We start from the raw sequence: 23,528 nt of genomic DNA, 5'->3' as shown, positions 1-23,528 counted from the left end.
CTTTTAACTTGTTATAACAACTTGAATAAATAATGTTTAAAATGTTTCTGTTTTGGAAATAATTTAAAGCGATAAGGTTAGTTGAAAAAATAATTTTTATTAATTTCAATGTATTGATATATAAAAAGTCGTATAACCAAAATATTTATCATAAAAGGTACATCTGCCTTTGCTATGCTATTAAAAAATAATTTGGTTTTTCTGAACCGATATTTTTATTAATTAAGCTCTATTTTTAAGAGATGGATATGCAAGAAAAACAAGAAAATGTCTTAGAAGGCCCCATCAAAAATGTGAGCTTTTGGCAAGCCTTTTTATTTTGGCTCAAGCTTGGCTTTATTAGTTTTGGTGGGCCAGCTGGACAAATCGCTGTGATGCATCAGGAATTGGTTGAACGAAAGCGCTGGATATCTGAAAAAAGATTTTTACATGCTCTTAATTACTGCATGTTATTACCCGGCCCTGAAGCACAGCAATTAGCAACCTATATTGGTTGGCTCATGCACAGAACGGCTGGTGGGCTAGTCGCCGGTATTTTATTTGTCTTACCCTCTTTATTTATTTTGATTGGACTATCTTGGATCTATATAAAATTTGGAGATGTTCCCGTTATTGCTGGAATCTTTTATGGGATTAAACCTGCCATTACAGCAATTGTTTTTCATGCAACTTACCGTATAGGCAGTCGTTCTCTTAAAAATAAATTTTTATGGGGAGTCGCAATTGCTGCTTTCTTTGCTATTTTTGTTTTAAAACTTCCTTTTCCTGTTATTGTTTTATCAGCAGGTGTTGCTGGCTATTTAACAAGTAAAAAATATCCTGAGCTATTTTCATCCGCAGCTGGACATAAAGCCAGTCAAAAAGATTACGGTACTGCATTAATTGACGATGATACACCTACACCAGACCATGCTAAATTTCATTGGATGCGTTTGTTTAGGTTACTTCTAATTGCATTATTTTTGTGGTTATTACCAATTTTAGCATTGGGTTTATATTTTGGATGGCATCATTCCTATACTCAAATGGCATGGTTTTTTACTAAAGCAGCTTTACTCACTTTTGGTGGTGCATATGCCGTTTTACCTTATGTTTACCAAGGGGCTGTGAATTCTTTTGGTTGGCTTTCGCCTACGCAAATGATTGATGGATTAGCTTTGGGTGAAACAACGCCCGGTCCACTCATTATGGTAGTGGCCTTTGTGGGCTTTTTAGGGGGTGTAAATCATGCCTTACTTGGTCCCGAGCACTTATTTTTGGCTGGTGCATTAGGGGCTGTTATTGTCACTTGGTTTACTTTTCTTTTTTCATTTGTTTTTATTTTTGCTGGTGGTCCTTTTATTGAATCTACGCATAATGAAATTAAGTTTACGGCGCCGCTCACTGCAATTACCGCAGCCGTGGTTGGTGTAATTTTAAATCTGGCATTATTCTTTAGCTATCACGTGTTATGGCCGCACGGTTTTTCTGGTCACTTTGATGTGGTTGCAGCTTTAATTACAATTACAGCATTTATTGCCTTATTCCGTTTTGAAATTAATGTGTTATATGTGATTTTTGCATCAGCACTTGTTGGTTTACTGGCCTATCTTTTATAAAGTTAGTCATGAGTCCTTTACCGTAACTGTGAAGGGCTCATTCCATAAAACTGTTTGAAGCGATGGCTTAAATGACTCGCTGAACTAAAACCACACACTAAGGCAATATCTTGTAAAGAAAGCTGAGACACTTGAATTAGCCCTTTTGCTTTGGTTAAACGTCTTTGCATGACATATTGGTGAGGTGCCATATTCATGGATTGTTTAAACATATGAGCAAAATGATATTCGCTTAAGTTCACCACATTTGCTAAATCAGACAAAGTAAGTGCCTGATCGAGATGTTCTTCAATCCAGTCTTGAATATATTTGAGTTTATGAGGTGCTAATCCCCCCTTAATGACAGGCTGTTGCCACTTAACATTGCTATATCTTCGAATTAAATGATTCAGCAATAAACTGGCCGTTGTACTCATCTGTAAATGATTTGAAGAATCTTGCCAGTCGCAGTCAAGTAAGAAAAACTGATATAACGCACGAATACGCTCATCATCATTAAAAACAACTTCATTCAGTTCAATCTGATTGGGTTCTTTGTCCCATATTTTTTCAGCAACATCTCTTAAATGCTGGTCGGTATAATACAAATGAACGAATTTAAGCCCACCTCGTATATCCCAAGTTGACTCCTGATGCTCTGGCAATAAGCAAAAACGACCCGGCCCACCGCCATTTTTCCAGCCCGCAGGAGTTTTTTGATAGCTTTCATAGCCATCTTGAATATACAGACTTAAAGTGTGGTGATCGCTACAGACACTTACACGATCTTGCTGATTAGACCAAAATGCAAGTTGCATATTTTCATCAAGCACTACGGTTTCGTGGAGCTTGGCTTTAGATTGCTGTAGCTGTTCTAAAGTTTGATAGGCCATGCAAAATTAAAACGAATATCATTGACCTTAAGTTAACCATATTCAGCAAAAATGAGCTAGTTCAACCATCTAAAAAACGCAAGATCTTGCATGTAAAACACAAGAATATATACGTGAAAAATTAAGCATTCATGGATACTTAAACTTGGTACTCGAGGATGAATTTATGAATATTTTACTCTATGTTGCGGTGGTGTTGATTTGGGGAACAACATGGATTGGAATCGCTATTCAGAGTCATTACGCCACGCCTGTGGTCGCAATTTTATGGCGTTTTGCCATTTCTGCCCTATTACTTTGGGCTGCCTTACTATTTTCAGGAAAACTACAGCGAATTGCTTTAAAAGATCATCTGTTTTGTATGCTGCAAGGGCTATGTGTTTTTGGTCTAAACTTTATTTGTTTCTATACCGCCGTTAAATATGTAAATAGCGGTTTAGAGTCCGTTATTTTTTCGATGGCCGTTTTCTTTAATGCCATTAATGCGCTTATCTTTTTTAAACAGAAACCTTCGCCCAATTTTGCTGCTGCTGCAATTTTAGGCTTAATTGGTATTGTTTTGCTCTTTTGGCATGACTTAGTCAGTAGCCAGTTTAACCTTCAGCTGTTAACAGGCATTGGGTTTTGTATGATAGGAACTTATGGTTTCTCTCTAGGAAATATGATTAGTGTTAGACATCAAAAACGCGGCTTAAATATTTTTTCAACAAACTGTTATGCCATGACTTATGGTGCATTGGTCATGTTAAGTTTGGCTTTATTTAGTGGACAGGATTTAATGCCTCCAATGAATTTTCCATTTCTAAGTTCGGTACTTTATCTCGCTGTATTTGGTACTGTTATTGGTTTTTCTGCCTATTTTTCACTGGTCGGACGAATTGGTGCTTCAAAAGCAGCATATAGCACTTTACTCTTTCCGTTAGTTGCTCTTTCAGTTTCTACTTTCTTTGAGGGATACGAGTGGACCTTAAATGCATTAATTGGCATTTTATTAATCTTGCTCGGTAACTACTTAATGTTCAGCAAATTTGAAATTGGAAAAAAGTTATTTAATACTCAAAAAAATTGTGAGAAACAGGCTTAAAAGCCTGCTTTTTTATAAATCATAATTAATTTTTAGCAGTATGTTTTAGCATCAGTTCGAAATCTTTTAAAGCTGCCGCGGCTGTTGCCAACGGTGCAGATGCTCCTCCACTTACAACAAGTTCACCCATTTCTTGAGTTAACACTCGAATGCATTTATTAGAACCTTGAAGATGAGCAAAAGGATGAGTTGTCGGAACTAACCGTAATTCAACGCCTGTTTGAATTTGCTGATTTTCAATATGAATAAAACCGACTAAACGAGGAATTAGATTTTCTTTTTTCCAATCACGAATATGATCGGCAGTAACATGACTGATTCCTTGTCTTAGTACATCTTTAATTTTTATATCAGCTCCCAAAACGGTATTTGCCAGTATTGTAATTTTGGCTGCGGTGTCCCATCCATCTACATCGAAAGAACTGTCAGGTTCCGCAATACCTTTTGCTTGAGCTTTTGCAAGAGATTCTGCAAATGCACATTCATGTTGCAACATATCATTCAGAATGAAATTTGTAGTGCCAGTAAAAACACCTTCTATTTCTAAAATTTGACAGCCAGCCAAGTTATATTCAAACAAATCAATGGTTGGTAAAGCTGCGGCAGTCGCGCCGCTAAAAAATAATTTTTGATGGCGTTGATGTGCCAAATTAATTAAATTTTTACTATCTACAACTAATGCACCTTTTGACACAGCAATCGCATTCATGTTGTGCGTTAAAGCATAATTTAAATAAAATAGCCCTTTGCCACCTGTCACATAATCACTTGGCCCAGTCTCAATAATGACATCGGCTTGAACCTGTTCTAAAAACTGCTGTTCAGTTAAGCCTACTTTGTATTTTGACTTATCTAGCCACTCAGCAGCGCGTAAACCTTCTTGATCAATTAATCCAGATGATGAATTACAGACACCCACTAAGCGGGCATCAATTTGATATTTTTGTTTATAGTATGTCGATCGATTTAAAAGAAGCTCTGCAATTTGTTGTCCAATCCGTCCAAAACCACAAATTGCCACGTTAACTCGCTTCATACCGTTTTCTCAAAAATTTAAATGGTTTAAATTGCAAATGTTCCCAAAGATAGTTTTAAAGCTTAACTTTTGAAACTTTGTATTTATAAAGATTAGTTAAGATACTATATCTCTTAGATATTTGTTAGATTAACAATCTTAATCACCATATAAATTGCCACGGCAAAAACCATTAAGGCAAAGACTTTTTGCACAATTGCAGGAGGAATAAACCGGATCGCACGGCGACCAACTAACATACCTAATGCACATGCCAAGGCAAACGCACTCGTAATACCTACTGGATAGTGAAACCCCTCTGCAATATGCATCACAATACTTATCCCACTAATGAGAAAAATAATCATGAGGGAGGTTGCAACAATACTATGCATATCCAAATTAGTGACTTTTCTAAGCGCTGGCACAATCACAAAGCCCCCACCAACACCTAACATTCCCGTTAAAAGCCCCGCAATAATTCCAATACCAGCTAGCACCCCACCAGTTTTATAGTTCCAAATAAAACGGCCCGTGCTCGGATTCACCTGACATGGTGGATTATGAAAGTCAGATACTCTGTTACTAATTAAGCGATAGCCGACTATAAACATGACTAAGCTAAACATTAACATTAGCCAAATTGGTGAGATGGTATTAGCGATTAAAATCCCAATATGCGCCATTGGTGCACCGATAATGGCAATCCAGATTGCAGCGCGATAACGCACAATCTTTTTAAATAGACCTTCAATAGTTCCAATCAGCGTAGACAGCGCAACAGCTAATAAACCAATAGGTGCTGCTTGAGCCACACTCCAGCCTTGGCTTGTCATTAGTGCAGGTACAGCCAAAATACCACCACCTGCACCAGTAAGACCAAGCAAAAAGCCAATCACAATGCCTTCAACGACAAGTAATAACATATCAGAAACCTAAAATTTCATGTTTTTCATTTGCAGTGAACTGCTGTATTTAAAGCGGTAAAAGTTATTCATTTCTACGAAGCTTTTACCGCCCTTCAGAATAAACCTTTGTTTAACTCTTCTACTCGAGCACAGCTCTCGCCTTCTTGCGAAGCTTTAGCCGCTTCTCAGGACAAAGCGTTGCTTTGCTTATCCTCTTAACTCGAACATAGTTCTCGTCTTGCGCTCGGGTAAAGATTATTAATCTTTACTTATCCTCGCTCAGGTTTGACCATCCATTCGCGACCTTTAAGCATGCCTTGCCAGTAAATAGGTGGCAGAATTTGCTCTTTAAGTAACCATGCCAAACGCGATGGTTTTTGTCCATCAATCACCCATTTTGGAAAACTTGGTAGTAACTTGCCGCCATAACCAAATTCAGCCAGAACTATTTTTCCACGTTCGACAGTGAGTGGACATGAGCCATAACCATTATATTCACAAAAGTTCTGCTCACCCTTAAGCTGCTCTAGAACATTTACAGCAACGATTGGAGCTTGTGCCCTTGCCGCAGCAGCAGTTTTGGCATTAGGTGCATTCATCACATCACCTAAAGCAAAAATATTTGCATGTTCGGTGTGTTGTAAGGTTTGAGGGTTAACATTTATCCATCCGGCTTCATCGGCTAGAGTACTCGCACGAATAAAGTCCGGCGCTTGTTGCGATGGAACAACATGCAACATATCGAAATCAGTCTCGACCAATGCTGCATTTTCATCGTTCACTACCTTAAACCATGCTTTTTTTGCAGGCCCATCTACTTTGACAAGTTGATGATTAAAATGCAGTTCAGAACCATATTTTTCGACATATTGCATTAGTGCAGGTACATATTCTTTCACACCAAATAAAACACCACCAGTGTTATAAAAATGGATAGAGATATCTTTAAGTTTGCCTTGCTTTAACCAATAGTCGGCTGAAAGGTACATTGCTTTTTGGGGAGCCCCCGCGCATTTAATTGGCATAGGCGGTTGGGTAAAGATTGCCTTCCCACCGTTTAGCTCTTGCACCAATTGCCATGTATACGGCGCTAAATCATAACGATAGTTAGACGTCACCCCATTTTTACCCAAGGTTTCGACTAAACCTTCAATACCGTGCCAATTAAGTTTTAAGCCGGGACATACCACTAATGCTTTGTATTGAATAGGCTGACAGCCTTCCAAAATAACTTGGTTCTGTTCCGGATCGAACCCTGCAACAGCGGCTTTCATCCATTTCACTTTTGAAGGAATAACACTCGCCATTGATCGTGCCGTCTCTTGAGGCTGAAAAATACCAGCCCCTACCATGGTCCAGCCGGGTTGGTAATAATGTGTATCGGCTGGATCAATAATGACAATATCAAGGTTAGGTTCACGACATAAAAGACTAGACGCGACAGAAATTCCGGCTGCTCCAGCCCCAACAATCACAACGCTATAACAAGGAATAGTGGCTGGCTCATGGTCACGTTTTAAAATACGTGGCACTAAACCTTTTAAGTTAAATCCAAGTTTATTACCCGTTTCTACTAAAAGTGCTGCATTCGAAGGGTCAACTTCGGCCAAAGCCCATAAACTAATCGCGCGCATGCCAGAGCGGCAATATCCTAAAACGGGTTTCTGTGCATTGTGGTAAAGCTGCTTAAACTCGGTAACTTGTTGATCAGTAATTTTGCCACTCGACACGGGTTGATAAATTACATTTAGGCCGAGTTTATGAGCTGCTTCTTCAATTTCAATCACATTCGGCTGATCTGGACCTTCTCCATCAGGACGATTACATATCAATGTTTTTATACCTTGATCTGCAATTTTTGCGACCTCATCGGCAGTAATCTGATCAGAAACATAAAAATCTTGATTAATTTGTTTGAGTTCCATATTGCCACCTTAAGATTTCGAAGTTGAGCCACAGGCCTGATTGGCAGGTAGTGCTTTATCGATTTGTTTTGGATATGGAAGATTTAAATTATTCATCAATTGAATAAAATCTTCGCGCGAGCGATTCTGTCCTAAACGTGAGTTATATAAACGCTCGTTACCAATAGTCGAAGACAAACGACCTTTGTAATCATGGCCCGGATAAACAATAGTGTCGTCAGGCAGACTGAAAAGTTGTTTATGAATACTGTCATAGAGTGTTCCTGCATTGCCCTGCTGGAAGTCAGTTCGACCGCAGCCGTCAATTAATAATGCATCACCCGTGAAAACCATATTTCCAACCAAATAACTCGTACAAGCGTTGGTGTGACCTGGTGTATAGCGCGCTTCAATAGTGAGGTTACCTAATTTAAGCGTACAGCCATCGGTAATTAAAATATCTCCGCAACTTACATCTGAATTACGGTGTAAAACCGATTTGCAATGGAAACGTTCACGTAACAGATTTGCAGCAGTAATATGATCTGCATGAACGTGTGTATCTAAGGTATAGATGAGCGTAAATTGATGCTGCTCTAATTCTTTTGCATAAATCTCTATATCTGATGCAACTGGGTCAATTAAAACGGCCTCTAACGTTTCTTTACATGCAAGCATATAGGTATAAGTGGAACTTTCTTGCTCAAAAAACTGCTTAAAGAACATGGTTTACAACCCCAATAGTTTATTTCTTTCCTATATTTTGCAAATAAGATGCCAATTATTAAAAATTAAATAATAAATATAAAAATCATATAAATAGGCTTTAATTTAAGAATTGAATTTAGAAATAAACTTTTCTTGATGTTTCTGTGCAACTCAAGTATGTTTCAATGAAACATTTTTGAAACATATGCAATGGCAAAGTTGAATTTTGAATCAGAACAAAATTTTTATATTTTATTTGAGCAATTAAAAGCGTTATTCCCACGTGCTAGTCTATTTTTAGCAGACACAGCGACTCAAAAAATTCACTATAAGTTTAATGCGGATGATATTTCAGTCGAGAGTATGGCAGCGCTTACTCAAGATCATCACAATCAATATCTTGAAATTAATACCCATAAAATTAGAAAGCGATTTATCTACCAAGAGCATGATATTTATATTAACGAAAACCATTTTGCTGGAAAGCTACATGTTTTACAGCCGATTGGCACAGAAAATGACCTTGCAGATTCAGTAGAATTAACAGAGAAAGTACAAGACTTAGCTAAGATTTTTAATAGCTGCTCACCAGAAATGACCCGTATGTTTTCAATCATTCAACGGGTTGCAATTACTGAGTTTCCAGTGCTCGTCCGCGGTGAATCTGGTAGTGGTAAAGAACTTGTAGCACAAGCAATTCATGATTATAGCCAACGTAAAAACAAGATTTTTGTAGCCATTAACTGTGCTGCCCTCAATGCCAATATTTTAGAAAGTGAACTATTTGGGCATGTGAAAGGTGCTTTCACGGGAGCAATTCGTGACCATAAAGGCGTGTTTGAACGTGCTGCAGGTGGAACACTTTTTTTGGATGAAATTGCAGAAATTCCTTTAGAGCTTCAAGCTAAATTATTACGGGTGCTAGAAACTGGTGAATTTACGCCAGTCGGTGGTGAAAAATCTATTCAGGCCAATGTCCGAATTATTACGGCAACACACAAAGCTTTACGCGAAGAAGCTAAGGCTGGGCGTTTTCGTCACGATCTACTCTATCGTTTGCGCGTGATTCCAATTTTTATACCGCCACTTCGAGAGCGTAAAGTTGATATTCCACTCATTGTCGAGCAGATTTTAAAAGAAAGCTCAACTCAACTAGACACGATGCCACATCAAGTCAATCAAAAGGCAATGCAGGTTTTGCTTAATTATGATTGGCCAGGGAACGTGCGTGAGCTTAAAAACACTCTGCTTTATGCCCTCACAATGGCTAATGGTAAGGTAGAAATTGATTTAGAAGATTTACCAAATGAACTATTAGATGCAGACGAATACGTTAAATTACCTGAAAATAATGCAGAACTTACACCTGAAAATGTTCAGGCGGCTCTAGAAAAATATAACCATAATCTAAATATGGTCGCCAACATTTTCGGTATTAGCCGTACAACCCTTTGGCGCTATAGACAAAAGCACAAGCTTTAGCTAGGTATTTAGCTCATCTAAGGCGTATCATATTGCAGTTGGTTAGTTCCATTAGTTCAAAGGCTTTCTATGATTGTTCGCGATAAAAGCAGCGTTTTTAAACTATTATTTGCATGGAAAGGAACAGTTCTACCCAAGGTTTTACCTGCTCTCATTTTTGTTGTACTTATTTCAGCCTGTGTAGTTTGGCTTTCTTATTATCATTGGATTCAAATTCCTACCGTACCCGCAATTGGTTTTACGATCTTTGGTGTGATTCTTTCCATTTGTACGGGCTTCAGAAATAACGCGTGTTATGACCGTTGGTGGGAAGGCCGTAAACTTTGGGGAGCCTTAATTGCCAATGCCAGACATATTGTTAGAGACAGCCATGTTCTCTCCAATGAACAACGTGAGCATTTAATTCATCAGGTCTTAATTTTTAGCAATCTATTGCGTGATCGACTGCGACAGCAAACCGCCGAACCAACCAAATTTCTTGAACATGCCTATTTAAATAACTCTTCACTTGATTATTTAAATGAGCATATTAATGCACCGCAGTTTGTACTCGAAAACATTCAAAAAGATTTAGTCAAAACCCTAAAAGACGGTGAAATTAGTGACATTATCTATGGCACACTGACGCGTCATATTGTTGAGCTAGGCAATATCCAAGCGGGTTGTGACCGTATTGCTGGGACACCTTTACCCTACTCTTATTCAGTACTTTTACACCGTGCCGTTTATTGTTTCTGTTTCATCTTACCATTTAGTCTTGAAGCAGCTTTAGGTATTTGGACACCGCTTATTGTTGGTTTAATTGCTTATATGTTTTTAGGCTTAGATGCCTTAAGTGCTCAAATTGAAGAACCTTTTGGTTTACAAGAAAATGATTTACCGCTTGATTCAATTGTACGTTTGATTGAACGAGAGTCTTTAAGCTCTTTAGGACAGCCATTACCGCCTATTATTGAAGCCCAAAACAACAATTTACTTTAAAAAAAAGAGCGAATAATCGCTCTTTTTTTATAGGCTTAAGTGTTTATTTAGGGATGTACAATAATCTTTACGGCTGACTCATTGTTGTGAATTAAGGTTTCAAAACCTTGTGAAATCAAATCATCAAGTTGAATGCGCTGGGTAATAAAAGGTTCCAGATTTATTTTACCTTCTTCGACCAGTTTAATGGTTTCCTGATGGTCATTTACGTAGGCAATTGTGCCTCGTACATCAAGCTCTTTCATCACCACACTATGCACATTAATTGATGCTGGATGACTCCAGATCGAAACAATAACAATAACGCCTGTTGGTTTGACTGCCGCAACCAAAGTATCTAATACTTTGTTCACGCTACTACATTCAAACGCCACATCGACGCCATCACCATTGGTAATTTTCATGACCTCAGAAACAACATCAACTTCTGACGGGTCTAAAATATAATCTGCCACTCCCGACTCTTTGGCTTTTTCTTTACGTTTTGCACTTAGCTCGGTAATAATGACCCTAAGCCCTTTCGCTTTTAAAATTGCCGAAAGCAATAAACCAATTGGCCCCGCTCCCCCAACCAATGCAATATCACCAACCTTTGCACCACTACGTACAAAAGCATGATGACCAACCGATAACGGTTCAATTAAGGCCGCTTGATCGAGTGGAATTTTATTGGAAATTGGATGCACCCAACGGCGTTTAACCGCAATTTTTTCCGACAAACCACCGCCACGCCCACCTAAACCAATAAAATTCATATTTTTGGAAAGATGATAATTATCGCCCGGCCCAGTCGGTACATCATCAGCCACAATATAAGGCTCTACGACTACATGCTGGCCAATTTCAATATCAGTAACACCTTCACCTACTGCATACACCACACCTGAGAATTCATGCCCCATGGTAATCGGCGCAGATTCGCCTGAAATTGGATGCGGATGTCCGCACGGTGGGATAAAAATTGGCCCTTCCATAAACTCATGCAAATCTGTACCACAAATTCCACACCAAGCCACCTTAATACCTACAGTTCCAGCAATGACTTCTGGCTCAGGGATATCTTCAATACGTATATCGCCTCTGTCATAAAAACGTGCTGCTTTCATTATTATCTCCCTCAAATTAGGATGTTATTTTAGCGATAGACAATGCCGCCGTCCGTTAAAATGGATTGACCCGTAATATAGTCCGAATCTTCACTTGCCAGAAAAGCCACTAATGCAGCGACATCATCTGGTGTCTGAGCTCTACCCAATGCAATACCTTCGACATACTTTTTATAAGTTTCACCTATAGGCGCGCCTGTAATTTCAGCAAATCGTTTATCGATTTCAACCCACATATCTGTTCCCACAATTCCGGGACAGTATCCGTTTACTGTAATACCGTGACTGGCATATTCTTTTGCTGCAGCTTGAGTAAGTGCTCTTACCGCAAACTTAGTCGCAGAATAAACACCCAGTAAAGCAAACCCATCATGGCCTGCAATTGAGCAAGCGTTAATGATTTTACCTTTATGTTGGCGTTGCTTAAATTTTGCAGCAGCAGCCTGTATTCCCCACAGTACTCCACCAATATTAATATCGACAATTTTTTGAAATTCATCAGGTGTAACATCAGCAATAGCCTGAACTTGTGCAATTCCAGCATTATTAATCATGACATCAAACCCGCCAAGAGTTTGCTCAGCATAATTTATAGCTGCATACACTTGCTCGCGGTCACTTACATCGGCAATAAATGTGCTGACATTTACACCTAATGCCTGAATTTCTTGTTGCACATCATTAAGTCGATCTTGTTTCATATCGACTAATGCAATGTGTGCTCCTTCTTGCGCTAAGCGCAGGGCAATCCCACGGCCAATGCCTTGAGCTGCCCCAGTCACTAAAGCGACTTTATTTTTTAATCCCTTAACCATGTTCAACTCCTGTAAATGCAGAATTTCTACATATGAATCGCTCTTTGCATTGAAGCCAGAATGGACTCATGCATGGCTTCTGATAATGTTGGATGCGGGAAAATCACGTGAGCTAAGCTTTCATCAGTCGCTTCTAGATATTTAGCAATCGCGAAGCCTTGAATGTGCTCGGTCACTTCATGACCCACCATATGAGCACCGAGTAGTTCGCCCGTTTCTGCATGTATGATCGTTTTAACGAAACCTGTCGCATCTCCAATTGCCAAAGCTTTGCCATTCGCAGTTAGAGAAAATTTGCCGATTCGTACAGGTAAGTTTTGAACTTTTGCAGCATTTTCAGTTAATCCAATGCTAGCCACTTGTGGATGCGTAAAAATACAACCCGGAATCTGGTCACGATCGAGTGAATGTACGTTTGCCACGCCAGCAATTTTCTCGACACATAACACAGCTTCATGACTTGCTTTATGTGCAAGACATGGTGCTCCGGCAACATCGCCAATGGCATAAAGCCCTGCTACGTTGGTTTTACAATAGTCATCAATTGCTACGAAACCTTGTGGGTTTAGTTCTACGCCCAAACGTTCCAGACCTAGCCCCGCGGTATTCGGCTGTACGCCAATTGCTGAAAGGACACGGTCAAAAACGACTGTTTGAACGTCATTTGCCGTTTCAATCACACAGTGGACTTGACCATTTTCAATTTGAATACTTTGAACGACAGCATCGGTTAAGACCTTCACTCCTTTTTGTTCAAACTGTTTTCTGACAAATTGAGCAACTTCTGCATCTTCAGTCGGTAAAATCTGCTTGGCTAAATCAATCAGCGTGACCTGACATCCTAAATCTTGATAAAGGCTAGCAAACTCACTACCAATTGCACCTGAACCTACAACAAGTAAGCTTTTTGGTAACTCTTCTGGAACGAGTGCTTCTTTATAGCTCCAGACATAAGTTCCATCGACAGGAAGCTGCGAAACATGTCGAGCTTTAGCTCCAGTTGCCAAAATAATATGAGGTGCACTTAAAGCCTGACTTTTACCTTGAGCATCAGTCACTTCAAGTTTTTCTTTCGCAGTAAGCTGAGCACGACCATTAAACACAATTACCTGATTCTTTTTAAGCAAGTAATCAATGCCTTGTACTAACTGCGCTGAAACTTGTCGGCTATGTTGTACAAGCTTTTGAATATCAAAATCGAGTTGGGATACTTGAAAGCCAAACTGACCAGCATTTTTAAACCGAGTTGCAAGCTCTGCCCCTGCAAGTAAAGCTTTAGTTGGAATACAGCCCCAATTTAGGCAAATTCCACCTAAATGTTGCTCTTCTACAATTGCGGTTTTTAACCCGAGCTGGGCTGCACGAATTGCAGCCACATACCCACCCGGTCCCGCGCCAATCACAATTAAATCAAATTGAGCTTCTGACATGCGGGTTCTCCTACACCAAAATTAAAGCAGGATTTTCAACAAACTGCTTAAAGCTGGCCAAGAATTTCGCCCCAACTGCACCGTCAATGACTCGGTGATCGCATGACAACGTTGCTGTGATAATCTCACGAACCACTACATTGCCATTTTCAACAACAGCACGTGATTCTGAAGCACCCAATGCCATAATTGCACCTTGCGGTGGGTTAATAATGGCATCGAACTCTTTAACCCCTAGCATTCCTAAATTTGAAATGCTAAAGCTACCTCCCTGAAACTCGTCAGGTTGTAATTTGCCAGTCTTGGCACGCGTTGCCAAATCTCGCATGTCATCGGAAATTTGTGCTAACGATTTTTGATTTGCAGCTTTTACTATTGGGGTAATCAAACCGTTTGGAATCGCCACGGCCACCGAAATATCAGCTTGAGAAAACTGTAAAATTGATTGAGTCGCCTCATCAAATTGAACATTCACCTCGGGTACTTTAATGAGTGCTGCTGCCGCTGCTTTAATCAGCATGTCATTAATAGAAAGCTTCACCTGTGGCACAGTTTCATTAATTTGCTTACGTAAATTTTGCAAAGCCTCTACGTTTAGATCAACTACTAAGCGGAAATGCGGTGCATTGCGTTTAGCAGCCTGTAACCGTGAAGCAATCGCTTTACGCATACCATTCATCGCGACAGTGGTAACGGTCGACTGTGGTTGAGCAACAGCACATTGAGCAGATTGTTCAACGCCTACCGAATTCGGATTATTACGATAGTAAACTGCTTCAACATCTTCTTTACAGACTCGGCCCCGAGTACCTGAAACACGGCAGTCATTTAGATTAATGCCCCATTGTTTTGCTAAACGACGTGCTACAGGTGTCGCTGAAACTCGGCTATCGTCGGCAGTAGATTTAACCGCTTTAGCTTGAGTTTGCTGTTTAACATCAGGCCACTGACCTCCCGCAGCCTGCACGGCCTTCTGGATGTCTTGGACACTGATACGTCCTTCACGACCAGAGCCAGACACTTTCGCCAAGTTCACATTATGCTTTTCTGCAAGTTTTAAGGCATGCGGTGTTGTAAACAGGTCATTAGATGTTTGATAGCCTTGTAATGACTCGGGTACAGCATAGTCACCTTTGGCAACCTTCACAGGAGCCGAAGCACTTGCAGCTACAGACTGTGGTTGTTCCGCTTTTTCAGCAACAGGTGCAGATGTTTCCGCTTTACTCTGTTCCGAAGATGCTTCAGGGGCTTTAGCTGCTGAACCACCTAGTGATGCAATAAATTTTTCAATTTCTGCATCAGAAACTTCACTTTCAGCACATACCGCAATAAGACCACCGACGAGTAAAGTATCACCGTCTTTTGCTAAAATTTTACGGAGTGTTCCAGCAAAAGGCGCTTCTAATACATTGACGATTTTTGTGGTTTCAATTTCACAAATTTCATCACCCTTATTAAAGCTATCGCCTTCTTTAATCAACCATTGGGCAATTGTGCCTTCTTCCATGGATAATCCCCATTTCGGGATCTCCAGCGTTTTAATTTCGCTCATCCTAAGCCTCCAATGTTTTTCGCACAGTTTGCTCAATACGCTCTACACTAGGAATCCATTCTTTTTCTAAAACTGGAGAGAATGGAACAGGCGTATGTGGTGGCGTTACGAGTTCAATAGGTGCTTTTAAATAATGGAAACCTTTTTGTGCGACCAGTGCAGCCACATCATGCCCGAAGCCACAACGTGCTGCTGATTCATCCACAATAACCACACGCCCAGTCGATGCAACAGACTCTAAAATTCCTTCTTCATCAAGAGGCGAAATTGTACGAGGATCTACCACTTCAACCGAAATACCATCTTTTGCCAGTTTGTCTGCCACTTCATTGGCGCGGTGTACCATCAAACCTAAAGCGATAATGGTCACATCTGTTCCTTCGCGGGTGTAATTTGCTACACCAAAAGGAATGGTATAGGCCTCATCTGGAACGTCACCTTTAATGTCATAGAGCATTTTGTGCTCACAGAACACCACTGGATCGTCATCACGAATAGCCTGAATTAAAAGCCCTTTCACGTCGTATGGGCTAGAGGGAACCACAACTTTTAAGCCTGGAACCGCGGCAAATACGTTATATGGTGATTGCGAATGCTGAGCTGCCGCAGAAAAACCTGCACCAATCATGCCACGTACAACCATTGGCGCTTTTGCTTTGCCACCAAACATATAGCGGAACTTGGCAGCTTGGTTATAAAGCATGTCATGACACACGCCATAGAAATCCATAAACATTAGATCGGCAACAGGACGTAAGCCTGTTGCCGCAGCACCAGCAGCCATACCAATAATTGCTGATTCGGTAATTGGGGTATCAATAACACGTTCTGAACCAAACTCTGTCCACAAACCTTTGGTTACACCCAACACACCACCGAAGCCTTCAAGCTGGTTATCTTCAGTATTTTTACCACCATGCCCACCGCGCACATCTTCACCAACCACAAAAACAGTTGGGTCACGGCGCATTTCTGATTCAATGGCTTCTTTAATTGCATTACGAAAACTTTTATTTGGCATCTTTACTATTCCTTTAGTAAGAGACATAGACGTCGGTAAGGAGTTGTTCAGGTTGTGGGTATGCCGCAGCACGAGCTTTAGCCACTGCATCATCGATATTTGCTTTAGATGCTGCATCAATCTCGTCTAGTTTGGCTTCATCAATTTTGCCTTTAACTTTCTCTCGGAAAATTTTCAAAGGATCTTTATTTTCTTTGATGAATTCGACTTCTTCTTTAGAGCGAATCAAACCTGGATCACCTTCAAAGTGCCCATAAAAACGGTTAGTTACCGATTCAATTACACTTGGACCTTCCCCGCGGCGCGCACGTTCAATGGCATTTTGAGCGGCTTCATAGACTGCAAAGAAATCGGTACCATCAACTTTAACCGCCGGTAGACCAAAACCTGCCGCACGACCAGCAATGTCCTTGCTTCCTACTGCGTAGTCATGACCAGTACCTTCACCAAAACCGTTATTTTCGAAAACGAAAATGACTGGAAGTTTAAGAACAACAGCCATGTTCATTGCTTCGAAAGTAAGACCTTGATTTGAGCCACCATCACCTGTAAAAGACAGTCCGACACCACCTGTCTTTAAGGTTTTTGCTGTCAATGCTGCACCAATGGCTAAAGGAGGTCCACCGCCCACAATCCCGTTGGCACCGAGCATGCCTTTATCCAAATCGGCAATATGCATCGAACCGCCTTTTCCACGGCATAACCCGTCATCTTTACCGAAAATTTCCAACATCATGCCGTGAATGTCACAACCTTTTGCAATACAATGACCATGTCCACGATGGGTTGAAGTGATATAATCTTTGTCGGTTAGATTTTCACAAATCCCGACTGCTACAGCCTCTTCACCACTATATAAGTGAATGAAACCTGGAATATCACCATTGGTATTTTCTTCGTGAAGTCGATCCTCAAATTCACGAATATCACGCATACGTTTATATGCTGCGAGTAATTGCTCTTCCGTTAATTGCATATCCTTTTCCTTTATTATCTTGATTTTAAAAATTCAACCAAGTTTCAAGCGAAAATCTAATTCGCTATAAATAATTAAACTCAAAATTAATAATCAATCTATTAGACTAAAAAGTTTTTACTCTAGATAACCTCAATTATTATTTTATTTTCAAAAACTTAATCGATAAAAATAATTTAAAAAAAATTTTATAATTTTCATTTAGTTGCAAAACAAACCTTTAACCAACCTTTGTTGTTTTATAATGCTCGCCATATCCTGTATTTTTAATTAATTGTGATTTTTTAATGTACTTTAAATTAAACAAACAGGAGTTTAAGCAGGTTTTAAGTAAAATGGAATTATTAATATGGATTTTAAAAGACAAGTAGAAACGGGTATTAAATTAAGAGGAGCCGATAAAGTCGCTCGCATTCCTATTAAAATTTTACCTACAGAAGAGTTACCGACTAAACCAGACTGGATTAGAGCAAAAATAACTGATTTTGAAGAAATCAAACGCATAAAAAATTTGCTTCGCCAACAGAAGTTGCATAGTATTTGCGAAGAAGCGGCATGTCCAAACTTACCCGAATGTTTTGGTGGAGGTACAGCAACCTTTATGATTATGGGAGACATCTGTACAAGGCGCTGCCCTTTTTGTGATGTCGCTCATGGTCGCCCAAAGCCTTTAGACGAAGATGAACCTAAACATTTGGCAGAAACGGTCGCAAACCTAAACTTAAAGTATGTCGTAATTACCTCTGTTGACCGCGATGATCTACACGACGGCGGTGCTGCTCATTTTGTAAAGTGTATTGAAGAAATCAGAACACTCTGCCCAGAAACTTTGATTGAGATTTTGGTACCGGATTTTCGCGGTCGTTTAGAAACAGCTCTTTCGACTTTGAGCTTATCCCCCCCAGATGTGTTTAATCATAATATTGAAACTGTTCCGCGTTTATATAAAGCGATGCGCCCAGGCTCAGACTATCAACATTCACTAGAATTACTAAAACGCTTTAAAGCATATTGTCCCGATATCAAAACCAAATCTGGTTTAATGGTTGGATTAGGAGAAATTGAAGCAGAAGTGCTTGCCCTACTCAATGACTTAAAAGACTATCAAGTCGACTTAATCACTATTGGACAGTACTTACAACCTTCAAAGTCACATGCACCTATTCATCGGTTTGTAAATTTACAAGAATTTGAAAGATACACGCGACACGGTAAACGATTGGGTTTTAAAAATATTTGGAGTGCACCGATGGTCCGTTCCAGCTACTTTGCTGATCGACAATATTTTGGAGAAGCAGTACCAAAGCCTTTTAGTCGACAAGATGCCTTATCATAAAAATTAGGTAATTAACAAAACTAATCCAATAGGATAATGGTCAAGACTTATAAAATTATTTAAGGTAAGGAGATAACGAGGAAATAGTCACAATAAAAAAGTTATAACTGTTGAGCGGCTACGGATACGCCATTTCAATGATAAAGGAATTTCGATATGGATATGTCAGAACAATTATCATCGCCTTTTATAGATACTACGCCGTCATTATTCAGGCCAGAAAAGTCATCTCATTCTCAACAATTAGGAAAAAAACCACCAGTTGACCTTGATGCGGCTCCGTTATTTGACCTACCCGAAGAATGGGAACATTCATTATTTGGTCGTTCGATTCATGAGTGTCATCGCAACTTAATGCATATTGCCGAAGATGCTGATATGGCAATTGGTGTGACCGACCCACATGGCACTCTGCTTTGGACATGGAGTAGTCACCCAATGCGTTCATCAGCAGAGCAAGTCCACTTTGTTGAAGGTGGTCAGTGGTCTACTCAAGCAGTTGGACAAAATGCAATTGGTTTAGCATTAAATACTCATTCGGCTAACTGCGTTTACTCACATGAAAACCAAATGAATAGTGTTAGAGATTGGGTGTGTTATGCAGCACCGATTACAGACACACAGACAGGCCAGTTTTATGGAATTATGAATTTATCTACTAAATCACATAAACATAATTCTCTTGGTCTATTGGCTGTCGAACGCTGCGCTGACATTGTTAAACAAGCAATTCAACTTCATCAAAAAAATATTTTATATATTAAGGCTTTTGGCACTCCAAAAGTTCAATATAACCAACGTAGTCTTACTTTGACTCAGCGCCAAATTGAGATTCTCTGCATTCTGACACTTTGCCCTGAAGGCATAAATCTTGAAGAGTTACACTATGCTTTATATGGCGATCGGCCAGTAAGTACCACAACTTTAAAAGCAGAACTTTCTCAACTTAGAAATTTAATACCCGATGTCATTGAGTCGCGGCCTTATCGACTTAATTGTGAAATTCAATGTGATTTTTTAATGGCAGAACAAGCATTAAATCTAGGCTTCACAGCAACGACACTAACTCTCTATAGAGGAAGTTTTTTAGCTAAATCGGAAAGTCCATTTTTGTGTGCATGGAGAGATTGTTTTGATGCGCGTTTAAGCCACGTAATTTATCAAATTGAAAACATTGATCAATTATTAAGAGTGGTCAGTCGAGTGCCTGACCGTGTAGATGCGGTTGAACGTTTACTTGAGTTATTACCCGAAGAAACACCGTATCGAACAAAACTTTTAAAATTGCTCGAATAAAATAAAAAAGGGAAATACACATAGTATATTTCCCTTTCCTTTTTTAAGGTGAGATCAAGCAGAGGCTTGAAGCTGTACCTTATAGCAATCGTCTAAGGCTAATTCATAGTAGCGTAGCCCTTCTTCGGCAGCATGAAATGCTTTTTTCTGCCAATCAGGCCGGTCATTACATAAACGCTTAATCAACTCCATAGCCTCATAAGGATGTAAATCATCATAATGCGCATGTGCGCGTAACCAAGCTAATGAACGTTTATTAATGGTCACTTGCGGGTGATCGGTATAGGTGTGAATACCTTTGTATACTTGAATAGACCAATCACCTGTCGCCCATTCAATTGCCAAATTTGTTGCAGCAAGGCATTCTGCCAAATTACCACGGTGACTCATATTCCATAAAAAATGATTTACCGCATTCATCGCAGCTGGTGGTCGTACATGGTCGAGTTCATCAAGAGTTAAGCCAAAACCTCCAGCCCAATCGCGATACCATCGTAAATGTCGCTCTTCTACCTTGATATTTTGAATTAACCAATCTCGTGCTTCTGTAACCCCAGGTTCAGAAAACCCCGTTGCTTTAGCTAATGCTCCAGCCATGTATGACGGGAAATGTGCTACCAATGGATAAAAGTTAAGTAAGGCATAGCGAAAACTATCTAGGCTCAATCCCCCATTGGCCATTTCCGTAAAAAACGGATGTTTACTTACTCGTTCTTTCACTGGTAGCAGATCATCCCAGAACTGCTGCGACCATTCATTATGCGGCGTAATTTCTAAATGCATTCCATATTGATTTAGAGCAGTCATTGCTAATTTTCCTATTTATATGACAGCAATCATCTGTATTTCACGCTATAAGTCTATCCGAAAATGATAAAGATACAATCGTTAATCGACCATTTGTAACTTTTTTCGATGGATTGTGAGTCTTTAGATAATTACTACGCTAATCATTGAAATGTCGTGATTTTTATCACATTTAACATAGATAAAAATCATTACTTTTTTAAAAAAACTGTATTATTATTTTGAATAAACCACACATTATATAATCAATATTTTTAGATGGAACTTTACTAAAATAAGTCTCATTTCATGACAACTTCCAATATAGAGAGTATTAATTATGAAGTTGCAGGGTTCCAATATATTGGGACAGGAACAAATAGATTTATTAACCACACGAGGATTAAACTTCGTATGGTTTCCAAAGCAGCTTGAAACGATTTATCGTTATCAATACCAAAACGGTGCTGCCTATGAGTTCCGCTATCGGGCTCCTATTATTTTAATATTATATATATTTTTAAGCTTTGGTATATATCAAGTTTTACCGACAGAACAAGTTTTATCCTGGTTTAGTTATTATTCTTGGGTAGGTGTAATTATTTTTATTGCGTGGATTTTATCATTTATTAAAAAATTGAATCAGTATTTTGATTATTATGTAGGAATTGGTTCAGCTTTAGCAGTTGCGATTACTTTTATTTTAATTAACGTAATCGAAAATGGACAAGATAATGTTCTTTTTCATGCAGCAATGATGTACGCAATTGTCATTATTTATGGTGCTGTAGGTATGCGCTTTTATACCGCCATATTCGCTGGATGGATTGGAGGACTCGTTGGAATTTTAGTAAGTAATTACTTAAATGGGGTGATCGATTGGACATTCTTAAATCGAACTTACACTTTCAGTAGTTTTTTGGGAATGACCCTTGCCTACGCAACTGACCGTCAACATCGAGAAAACTACTTACAAAACTGCATGATTGAACTGAATCGTATTGAATTGATGCAACAAGCACAGCAACTCTCATTACTTTCACAGCAGGATTCGCTTACAGGCTTAGCCAATAGACGCTATTTAGATGAAACACTGGATAACGAATGGCGCCGCGCTTTACGCCATGAAACGCCCCTCACCATCATGATGGTCGATATCGATTATTTTAAGTCATATAACGACACATTAGGACATCTGAAAGGTGATGAATGCTTAAAAGAAATCGCAATTGCTATTTCTTCTATTGCTGCTCGAAGCGGTGATCTGGTTGCCCGTTATGGTGGAGAAGAGTTTTTACTTTTGTTTCCAATGACAAATGCTCAGCAAGCCTTGATCCAAGTTGAGCGGTTGATGAGTGCCATTGATAAAATCGCTATTGAACATCCATGTAGCAGTGTTTCTCCGTCTGTAACAATTAGTGCAGGTGTCGCGACCACGATTCCACGTTTAAATGATTCAATTTCAGCCTTTGTTGCACGTGCCGATCATGCATTGTATAAAGCAAAAACAAGTGGTCGTAATCAATATAAAATAGCGGTAAATGAAGAACAAATTGTAGATTTAACTTAGGCACTCAGACTGTTATAGGCCCTTTTCCAATTAAAATGAATAGAAAGAAGTAATTAGCTTTTCCATCCATGGTAAAGCTAAGATATAATTTAGAACGAGTACGTGCGAACAGCCTCTTTTATTTAAGATTAAACAATCTATTAAAAAGTGACTTATATAAACTTAATAAATTATATTATAAGTTTAGCCATCTTTATTTAGCTAATGGAAATTACTAGCTCCAGCCAATTTAATATAAAAATTCCAGTTCATTAAAGCTCACCTTTCAACTTTTTCCAGAATTTAATTAAAAAGTAAGATAATGAATTTTGTTCTATTCTTTGAGGTGCGGTAGAAATGGTTTCATTTGAAAATGGTAAAATCGAAACAATATTTTCATGTATTGTTTCATAATTTGGATAAGCTTCATTTTTAATTATTTCTATAATTTTTTGTATTTCATCAATAGATAAATTCAAAAATCTTTTAATTTCTTGGGCTGTTTTTGATTCAATTGATAGCAAAGCACAAACCCGAGTGACATTAACAATTTGTTCTGCATGAATATTTTTAAAGTTTGGATAACAAACAAGCTTATAAAGAATTTTTGTCTCTAAATGATCTGTAGACACTATATTTTCATTATTTATTATACGTTGTTGGTGACTTATTTTAAAATATTCATTCTTCTCAACCTCTTGCAAAATATTCAAAAGCTCCTGATATCTTATTGGCCTCTTTAAACCATACTGATAACCTTTTAAAAGCTCAGGGTTATTACTTAATACAATCTTAATTTTTCTAGGAATAAGTATATTGGTATAACCACTATCTAAATCAATAATATGTATATCTGGATTATCTTCACTATATATCCAACTCCCCAAAAGATGAGATGATAAAGATAAGTCATGAATAACTTTTATCATTGCCTCTAAATTTTTAGGCAATAGCCTATCTTTTGACATACAGCCAATTCTATATGTACTTTGATTCATTGATATTTCCCCAATTTCAATGATGACTTTAAAATTCTTAGTTTAAAGTAATAAAATTTAAATCTGTAATAAACTTATATAAAAACAATTTGAGTAAATTAACTTTGAGTG

At 38.9% G+C, this 23,528-nt stretch carries 20 protein-coding genes; 7 read left to right on the top strand and 13 right to left on the bottom strand.

Going from position 1 to position 23,528, the window contains the following annotated elements; translation table 11 throughout:
• Window positions 1-248 precede the first annotated feature (248 nt).
• Window positions 249-1,598, top strand: a complete 1,350-nt coding sequence (gene chrA, locus I5515_RS07245) for a chromate efflux transporter (RefSeq protein ID WP_199965436.1) — start codon at window positions 249-251, stop codon at window positions 1,596-1,598.
• Window positions 1,599-1,615: 17 nt separating this feature from the next.
• On the opposite strand, the gene I5515_RS07240 is transcribed toward chrA, so the two are convergent.
• The gene (locus I5515_RS07240; RefSeq protein WP_199965435.1) at window positions 1,616-2,470 is read right to left on the bottom strand and encodes a helix-turn-helix domain-containing protein; all 855 of its coding nucleotides are present in this window, start codon (window positions 2,468-2,470) and stop codon (window positions 1,616-1,618) included.
• 166 nt (window positions 2,471-2,636) lie between these two features.
• Here I5515_RS07240 and I5515_RS07235 point away from each other — a divergent pair, with 166 nt between their 5' ends.
• On the top strand, window positions 2,637-3,554 hold the full coding sequence (locus tag I5515_RS07235; protein ID WP_199965434.1) for a DMT family transporter: 918 nt from the start codon (window positions 2,637-2,639) through the stop codon (window positions 3,552-3,554).
• 25 nt (window positions 3,555-3,579) lie between these two features.
• Here I5515_RS07235 and I5515_RS07230 read toward each other — a convergent pair whose 3' ends face one another.
• The 4 genes from I5515_RS07230 to I5515_RS07215 form a co-directional block, all read right to left on the bottom strand.
• Window positions 3,580-4,590 carry a homoserine dehydrogenase gene (locus tag I5515_RS07230; protein ID WP_199965433.1) on the bottom strand — a complete coding sequence of 337 codons (1,011 nt, stop codon included), beginning with the start codon at window positions 4,588-4,590 and terminating at the stop codon, window positions 3,580-3,582.
• Between the two features lie 113 nt (window positions 4,591-4,703).
• Window positions 4,704-5,495 carry a sulfite exporter TauE/SafE family protein gene (locus tag I5515_RS07225; protein WP_199965432.1) on the bottom strand — a complete coding sequence of 264 codons (792 nt, stop codon included), beginning with the start codon at window positions 5,493-5,495 and terminating at the stop codon, window positions 4,704-4,706.
• Between the two features lie 251 nt (window positions 5,496-5,746).
• Window positions 5,747-7,402: a bifunctional protein tyrosine phosphatase family protein/NAD(P)/FAD-dependent oxidoreductase gene (locus tag I5515_RS07220; protein WP_199965431.1), complete on the bottom strand. Its 1,656-nt coding sequence runs from the start codon at window positions 7,400-7,402 to the stop codon at window positions 5,747-5,749.
• A 9-nt stretch (window positions 7,403-7,411) separates the two neighbouring features.
• Window positions 7,412-8,107 carry an MBL fold metallo-hydrolase gene (locus I5515_RS07215; RefSeq protein ID WP_199965430.1) on the bottom strand — a complete coding sequence of 232 codons (696 nt, stop codon included), beginning with the start codon at window positions 8,105-8,107 and terminating at the stop codon, window positions 7,412-7,414.
• 192 nt (window positions 8,108-8,299) lie between these two features.
• On the opposite strand from I5515_RS07215, the gene I5515_RS07210 reads away from it, so the two are divergent.
• Both I5515_RS07210 and I5515_RS07205 read left to right on the top strand, forming a co-directional pair.
• The gene (locus I5515_RS07210) at window positions 8,300-9,571 is read left to right on the top strand and encodes a sigma-54 interaction domain-containing protein (protein ID WP_199965429.1); all 1,272 of its coding nucleotides are present in this window, start codon (window positions 8,300-8,302) and stop codon (window positions 9,569-9,571) included.
• 69 nt (window positions 9,572-9,640) lie between these two features.
• Complete coding sequence (locus tag I5515_RS07205) at window positions 9,641-10,552, top strand: bestrophin family protein (RefSeq protein WP_199965428.1); 912 nt, start codon at window positions 9,641-9,643, stop codon at window positions 10,550-10,552.
• A 47-nt stretch (window positions 10,553-10,599) separates the two neighbouring features.
• Here the strand turns inward: I5515_RS07205 and I5515_RS07200 are convergent, their stop codons facing one another.
• The 6 genes from I5515_RS07200 to I5515_RS07175 are packed head-to-tail and all read right to left on the bottom strand — an operon-like array spanning window position 10,600 to window position 17,452.
• Complete coding sequence (locus I5515_RS07200; protein ID WP_199965427.1) at window positions 10,600-11,658, bottom strand: 2,3-butanediol dehydrogenase; 1,059 nt, start codon at window positions 11,656-11,658, stop codon at window positions 10,600-10,602.
• Between the two features lie 29 nt (window positions 11,659-11,687).
• Window positions 11,688-12,473: an acetoin reductase gene (locus I5515_RS07195; RefSeq protein ID WP_199965426.1), complete on the bottom strand. Its 786-nt coding sequence runs from the start codon at window positions 12,471-12,473 to the stop codon at window positions 11,688-11,690.
• Window positions 12,474-12,499: 26 nt separating this feature from the next.
• On the bottom strand, window positions 12,500-13,903 hold the full coding sequence (gene lpdA, locus I5515_RS07190; protein ID WP_199965425.1) for a dihydrolipoyl dehydrogenase: 1,404 nt from the start codon (window positions 13,901-13,903) through the stop codon (window positions 12,500-12,502).
• Window positions 13,904-13,913: 10 nt separating this feature from the next.
• Window positions 13,914-15,455, bottom strand: a complete 1,542-nt coding sequence (locus I5515_RS07185; protein ID WP_199965424.1) for a 2-oxo acid dehydrogenase subunit E2 — start codon at window positions 15,453-15,455, stop codon at window positions 13,914-13,916.
• 1 nt (window position 15,456) lies between these two features.
• Window positions 15,457-16,476 (bottom strand): alpha-ketoacid dehydrogenase subunit beta, encoded by a 1,020-nt coding sequence (locus tag I5515_RS07180; RefSeq protein ID WP_199965423.1) that lies wholly within the window; start codon window positions 16,474-16,476, stop codon window positions 15,457-15,459.
• Window positions 16,477-16,489: 13 nt separating this feature from the next.
• Window positions 16,490-17,452, bottom strand: coding sequence for a thiamine pyrophosphate-dependent dehydrogenase E1 component subunit alpha (locus I5515_RS07175; RefSeq protein ID WP_199965422.1), 963 nt, complete (start codon window positions 17,450-17,452; stop codon window positions 16,490-16,492).
• A 349-nt stretch (window positions 17,453-17,801) separates the two neighbouring features.
• Here I5515_RS07175 and lipA point away from each other — a divergent pair, with 349 nt between their 5' ends.
• Together lipA and I5515_RS07165 are read left to right on the top strand one after the other, a co-directional pair.
• Window positions 17,802-18,788, top strand: a complete 987-nt coding sequence (gene lipA / locus I5515_RS07170; protein WP_199965421.1) for a lipoyl synthase — start codon at window positions 17,802-17,804, stop codon at window positions 18,786-18,788.
• 156 nt (window positions 18,789-18,944) lie between these two features.
• Window positions 18,945-20,084 carry a helix-turn-helix domain-containing protein gene (locus tag I5515_RS07165; protein ID WP_199965420.1) on the top strand — a complete coding sequence of 380 codons (1,140 nt, stop codon included), beginning with the start codon at window positions 18,945-18,947 and terminating at the stop codon, window positions 20,082-20,084.
• 54 nt (window positions 20,085-20,138) lie between these two features.
• Here I5515_RS07165 and I5515_RS07160 read toward each other — a convergent pair whose 3' ends face one another.
• The gene (locus tag I5515_RS07160; protein WP_199965419.1) at window positions 20,139-20,891 is read right to left on the bottom strand and encodes a TenA family transcriptional regulator; all 753 of its coding nucleotides are present in this window, start codon (window positions 20,889-20,891) and stop codon (window positions 20,139-20,141) included.
• 319 nt (window positions 20,892-21,210) lie between these two features.
• Here I5515_RS07160 and I5515_RS07155 point away from each other — a divergent pair, with 319 nt between their 5' ends.
• Window positions 21,211-22,440 carry a GGDEF domain-containing protein gene (locus I5515_RS07155; protein ID WP_199965418.1) on the top strand — a complete coding sequence of 410 codons (1,230 nt, stop codon included), beginning with the start codon at window positions 21,211-21,213 and terminating at the stop codon, window positions 22,438-22,440.
• A gap of 251 nt (window positions 22,441-22,691) precedes the next feature.
• Here I5515_RS07155 and I5515_RS07150 read toward each other — a convergent pair whose 3' ends face one another.
• The gene (locus tag I5515_RS07150; protein ID WP_199965417.1) at window positions 22,692-23,417 is read right to left on the bottom strand and encodes a hypothetical protein; all 726 of its coding nucleotides are present in this window, start codon (window positions 23,415-23,417) and stop codon (window positions 22,692-22,694) included.
• Window positions 23,418-23,528 lie beyond the last annotated feature (111 nt).

This window comes from Acinetobacter calcoaceticus, from assembly GCF_016508255.1.
GTDB lineage: Bacteria > Pseudomonadota > Gammaproteobacteria > Pseudomonadales > Moraxellaceae > Acinetobacter > Acinetobacter calcoaceticus_E.
Note: the sequence above shows the minus strand (reverse complement) of the source record. Positions and strands in the feature narration are given on the sequence as shown.

What these genes read in the sequence shown, in the direction of transcription:
- chrA (WP_199965436.1), top strand. Translation starts at nt 249, where the DNA reads ATGCAAGAAAAACAAGAAAATGTCTTAGAAGGCCCCATCAAAAATGTG.
- I5515_RS07240 (WP_199965435.1), bottom strand. Translation starts at nt 2,470, where the DNA reads ATGGCCTATCAAACTTTAGAACAGCTACAGCAATCTAAAGCCAAGCTC.
- I5515_RS07235 (WP_199965434.1), top strand. Translation starts at nt 2,637, where the DNA reads ATGAATATTTTACTCTATGTTGCGGTGGTGTTGATTTGGGGAACAACA.
- I5515_RS07230 (WP_199965433.1), bottom strand. Translation starts at nt 4,590, where the DNA reads ATGAAGCGAGTTAACGTGGCAATTTGTGGTTTTGGACGGATTGGACAA.
- I5515_RS07225 (WP_199965432.1), bottom strand. Translation starts at nt 5,495, where the DNA reads ATGTTATTACTTGTCGTTGAAGGCATTGTGATTGGCTTTTTGCTTGGT.
- I5515_RS07220 (WP_199965431.1), bottom strand. Translation starts at nt 7,402, where the DNA reads ATGGAACTCAAACAAATTAATCAAGATTTTTATGTTTCTGATCAGATT.
- I5515_RS07215 (WP_199965430.1), bottom strand. Translation starts at nt 8,107, where the DNA reads ATGTTCTTTAAGCAGTTTTTTGAGCAAGAAAGTTCCACTTATACCTAT.
- I5515_RS07210 (WP_199965429.1), top strand. Translation starts at nt 8,300, where the DNA reads ATGGCAAAGTTGAATTTTGAATCAGAACAAAATTTTTATATTTTATTT.
- I5515_RS07205 (WP_199965428.1), top strand. Translation starts at nt 9,641, where the DNA reads ATGATTGTTCGCGATAAAAGCAGCGTTTTTAAACTATTATTTGCATGG.
- I5515_RS07200 (WP_199965427.1), bottom strand. Translation starts at nt 11,658, where the DNA reads ATGAAAGCAGCACGTTTTTATGACAGAGGCGATATACGTATTGAAGAT.
- I5515_RS07195 (WP_199965426.1), bottom strand. Translation starts at nt 12,473, where the DNA reads ATGGTTAAGGGATTAAAAAATAAAGTCGCTTTAGTGACTGGGGCAGCT.
- lpdA (WP_199965425.1), bottom strand. Translation starts at nt 13,903, where the DNA reads ATGTCAGAAGCTCAATTTGATTTAATTGTGATTGGCGCGGGACCGGGT.
- I5515_RS07185 (WP_199965424.1), bottom strand. Translation starts at nt 15,455, where the DNA reads ATGAGCGAAATTAAAACGCTGGAGATCCCGAAATGGGGATTATCCATG.
- I5515_RS07180 (WP_199965423.1), bottom strand. Translation starts at nt 16,476, where the DNA reads ATGCCAAATAAAAGTTTTCGTAATGCAATTAAAGAAGCCATTGAATCA.
- I5515_RS07175 (WP_199965422.1), bottom strand. Translation starts at nt 17,452, where the DNA reads ATGCAATTAACGGAAGAGCAATTACTCGCAGCATATAAACGTATGCGT.
- lipA (WP_199965421.1), top strand. Translation starts at nt 17,802, where the DNA reads ATGGATTTTAAAAGACAAGTAGAAACGGGTATTAAATTAAGAGGAGCC.
- I5515_RS07165 (WP_199965420.1), top strand. Translation starts at nt 18,945, where the DNA reads ATGGATATGTCAGAACAATTATCATCGCCTTTTATAGATACTACGCCG.
- I5515_RS07160 (WP_199965419.1), bottom strand. Translation starts at nt 20,891, where the DNA reads ATGACTGCTCTAAATCAATATGGAATGCATTTAGAAATTACGCCGCAT.
- I5515_RS07155 (WP_199965418.1), top strand. Translation starts at nt 21,211, where the DNA reads ATGAAGTTGCAGGGTTCCAATATATTGGGACAGGAACAAATAGATTTA.
- I5515_RS07150 (WP_199965417.1), bottom strand. Translation starts at nt 23,417, where the DNA reads ATGAATCAAAGTACATATAGAATTGGCTGTATGTCAAAAGATAGGCTA.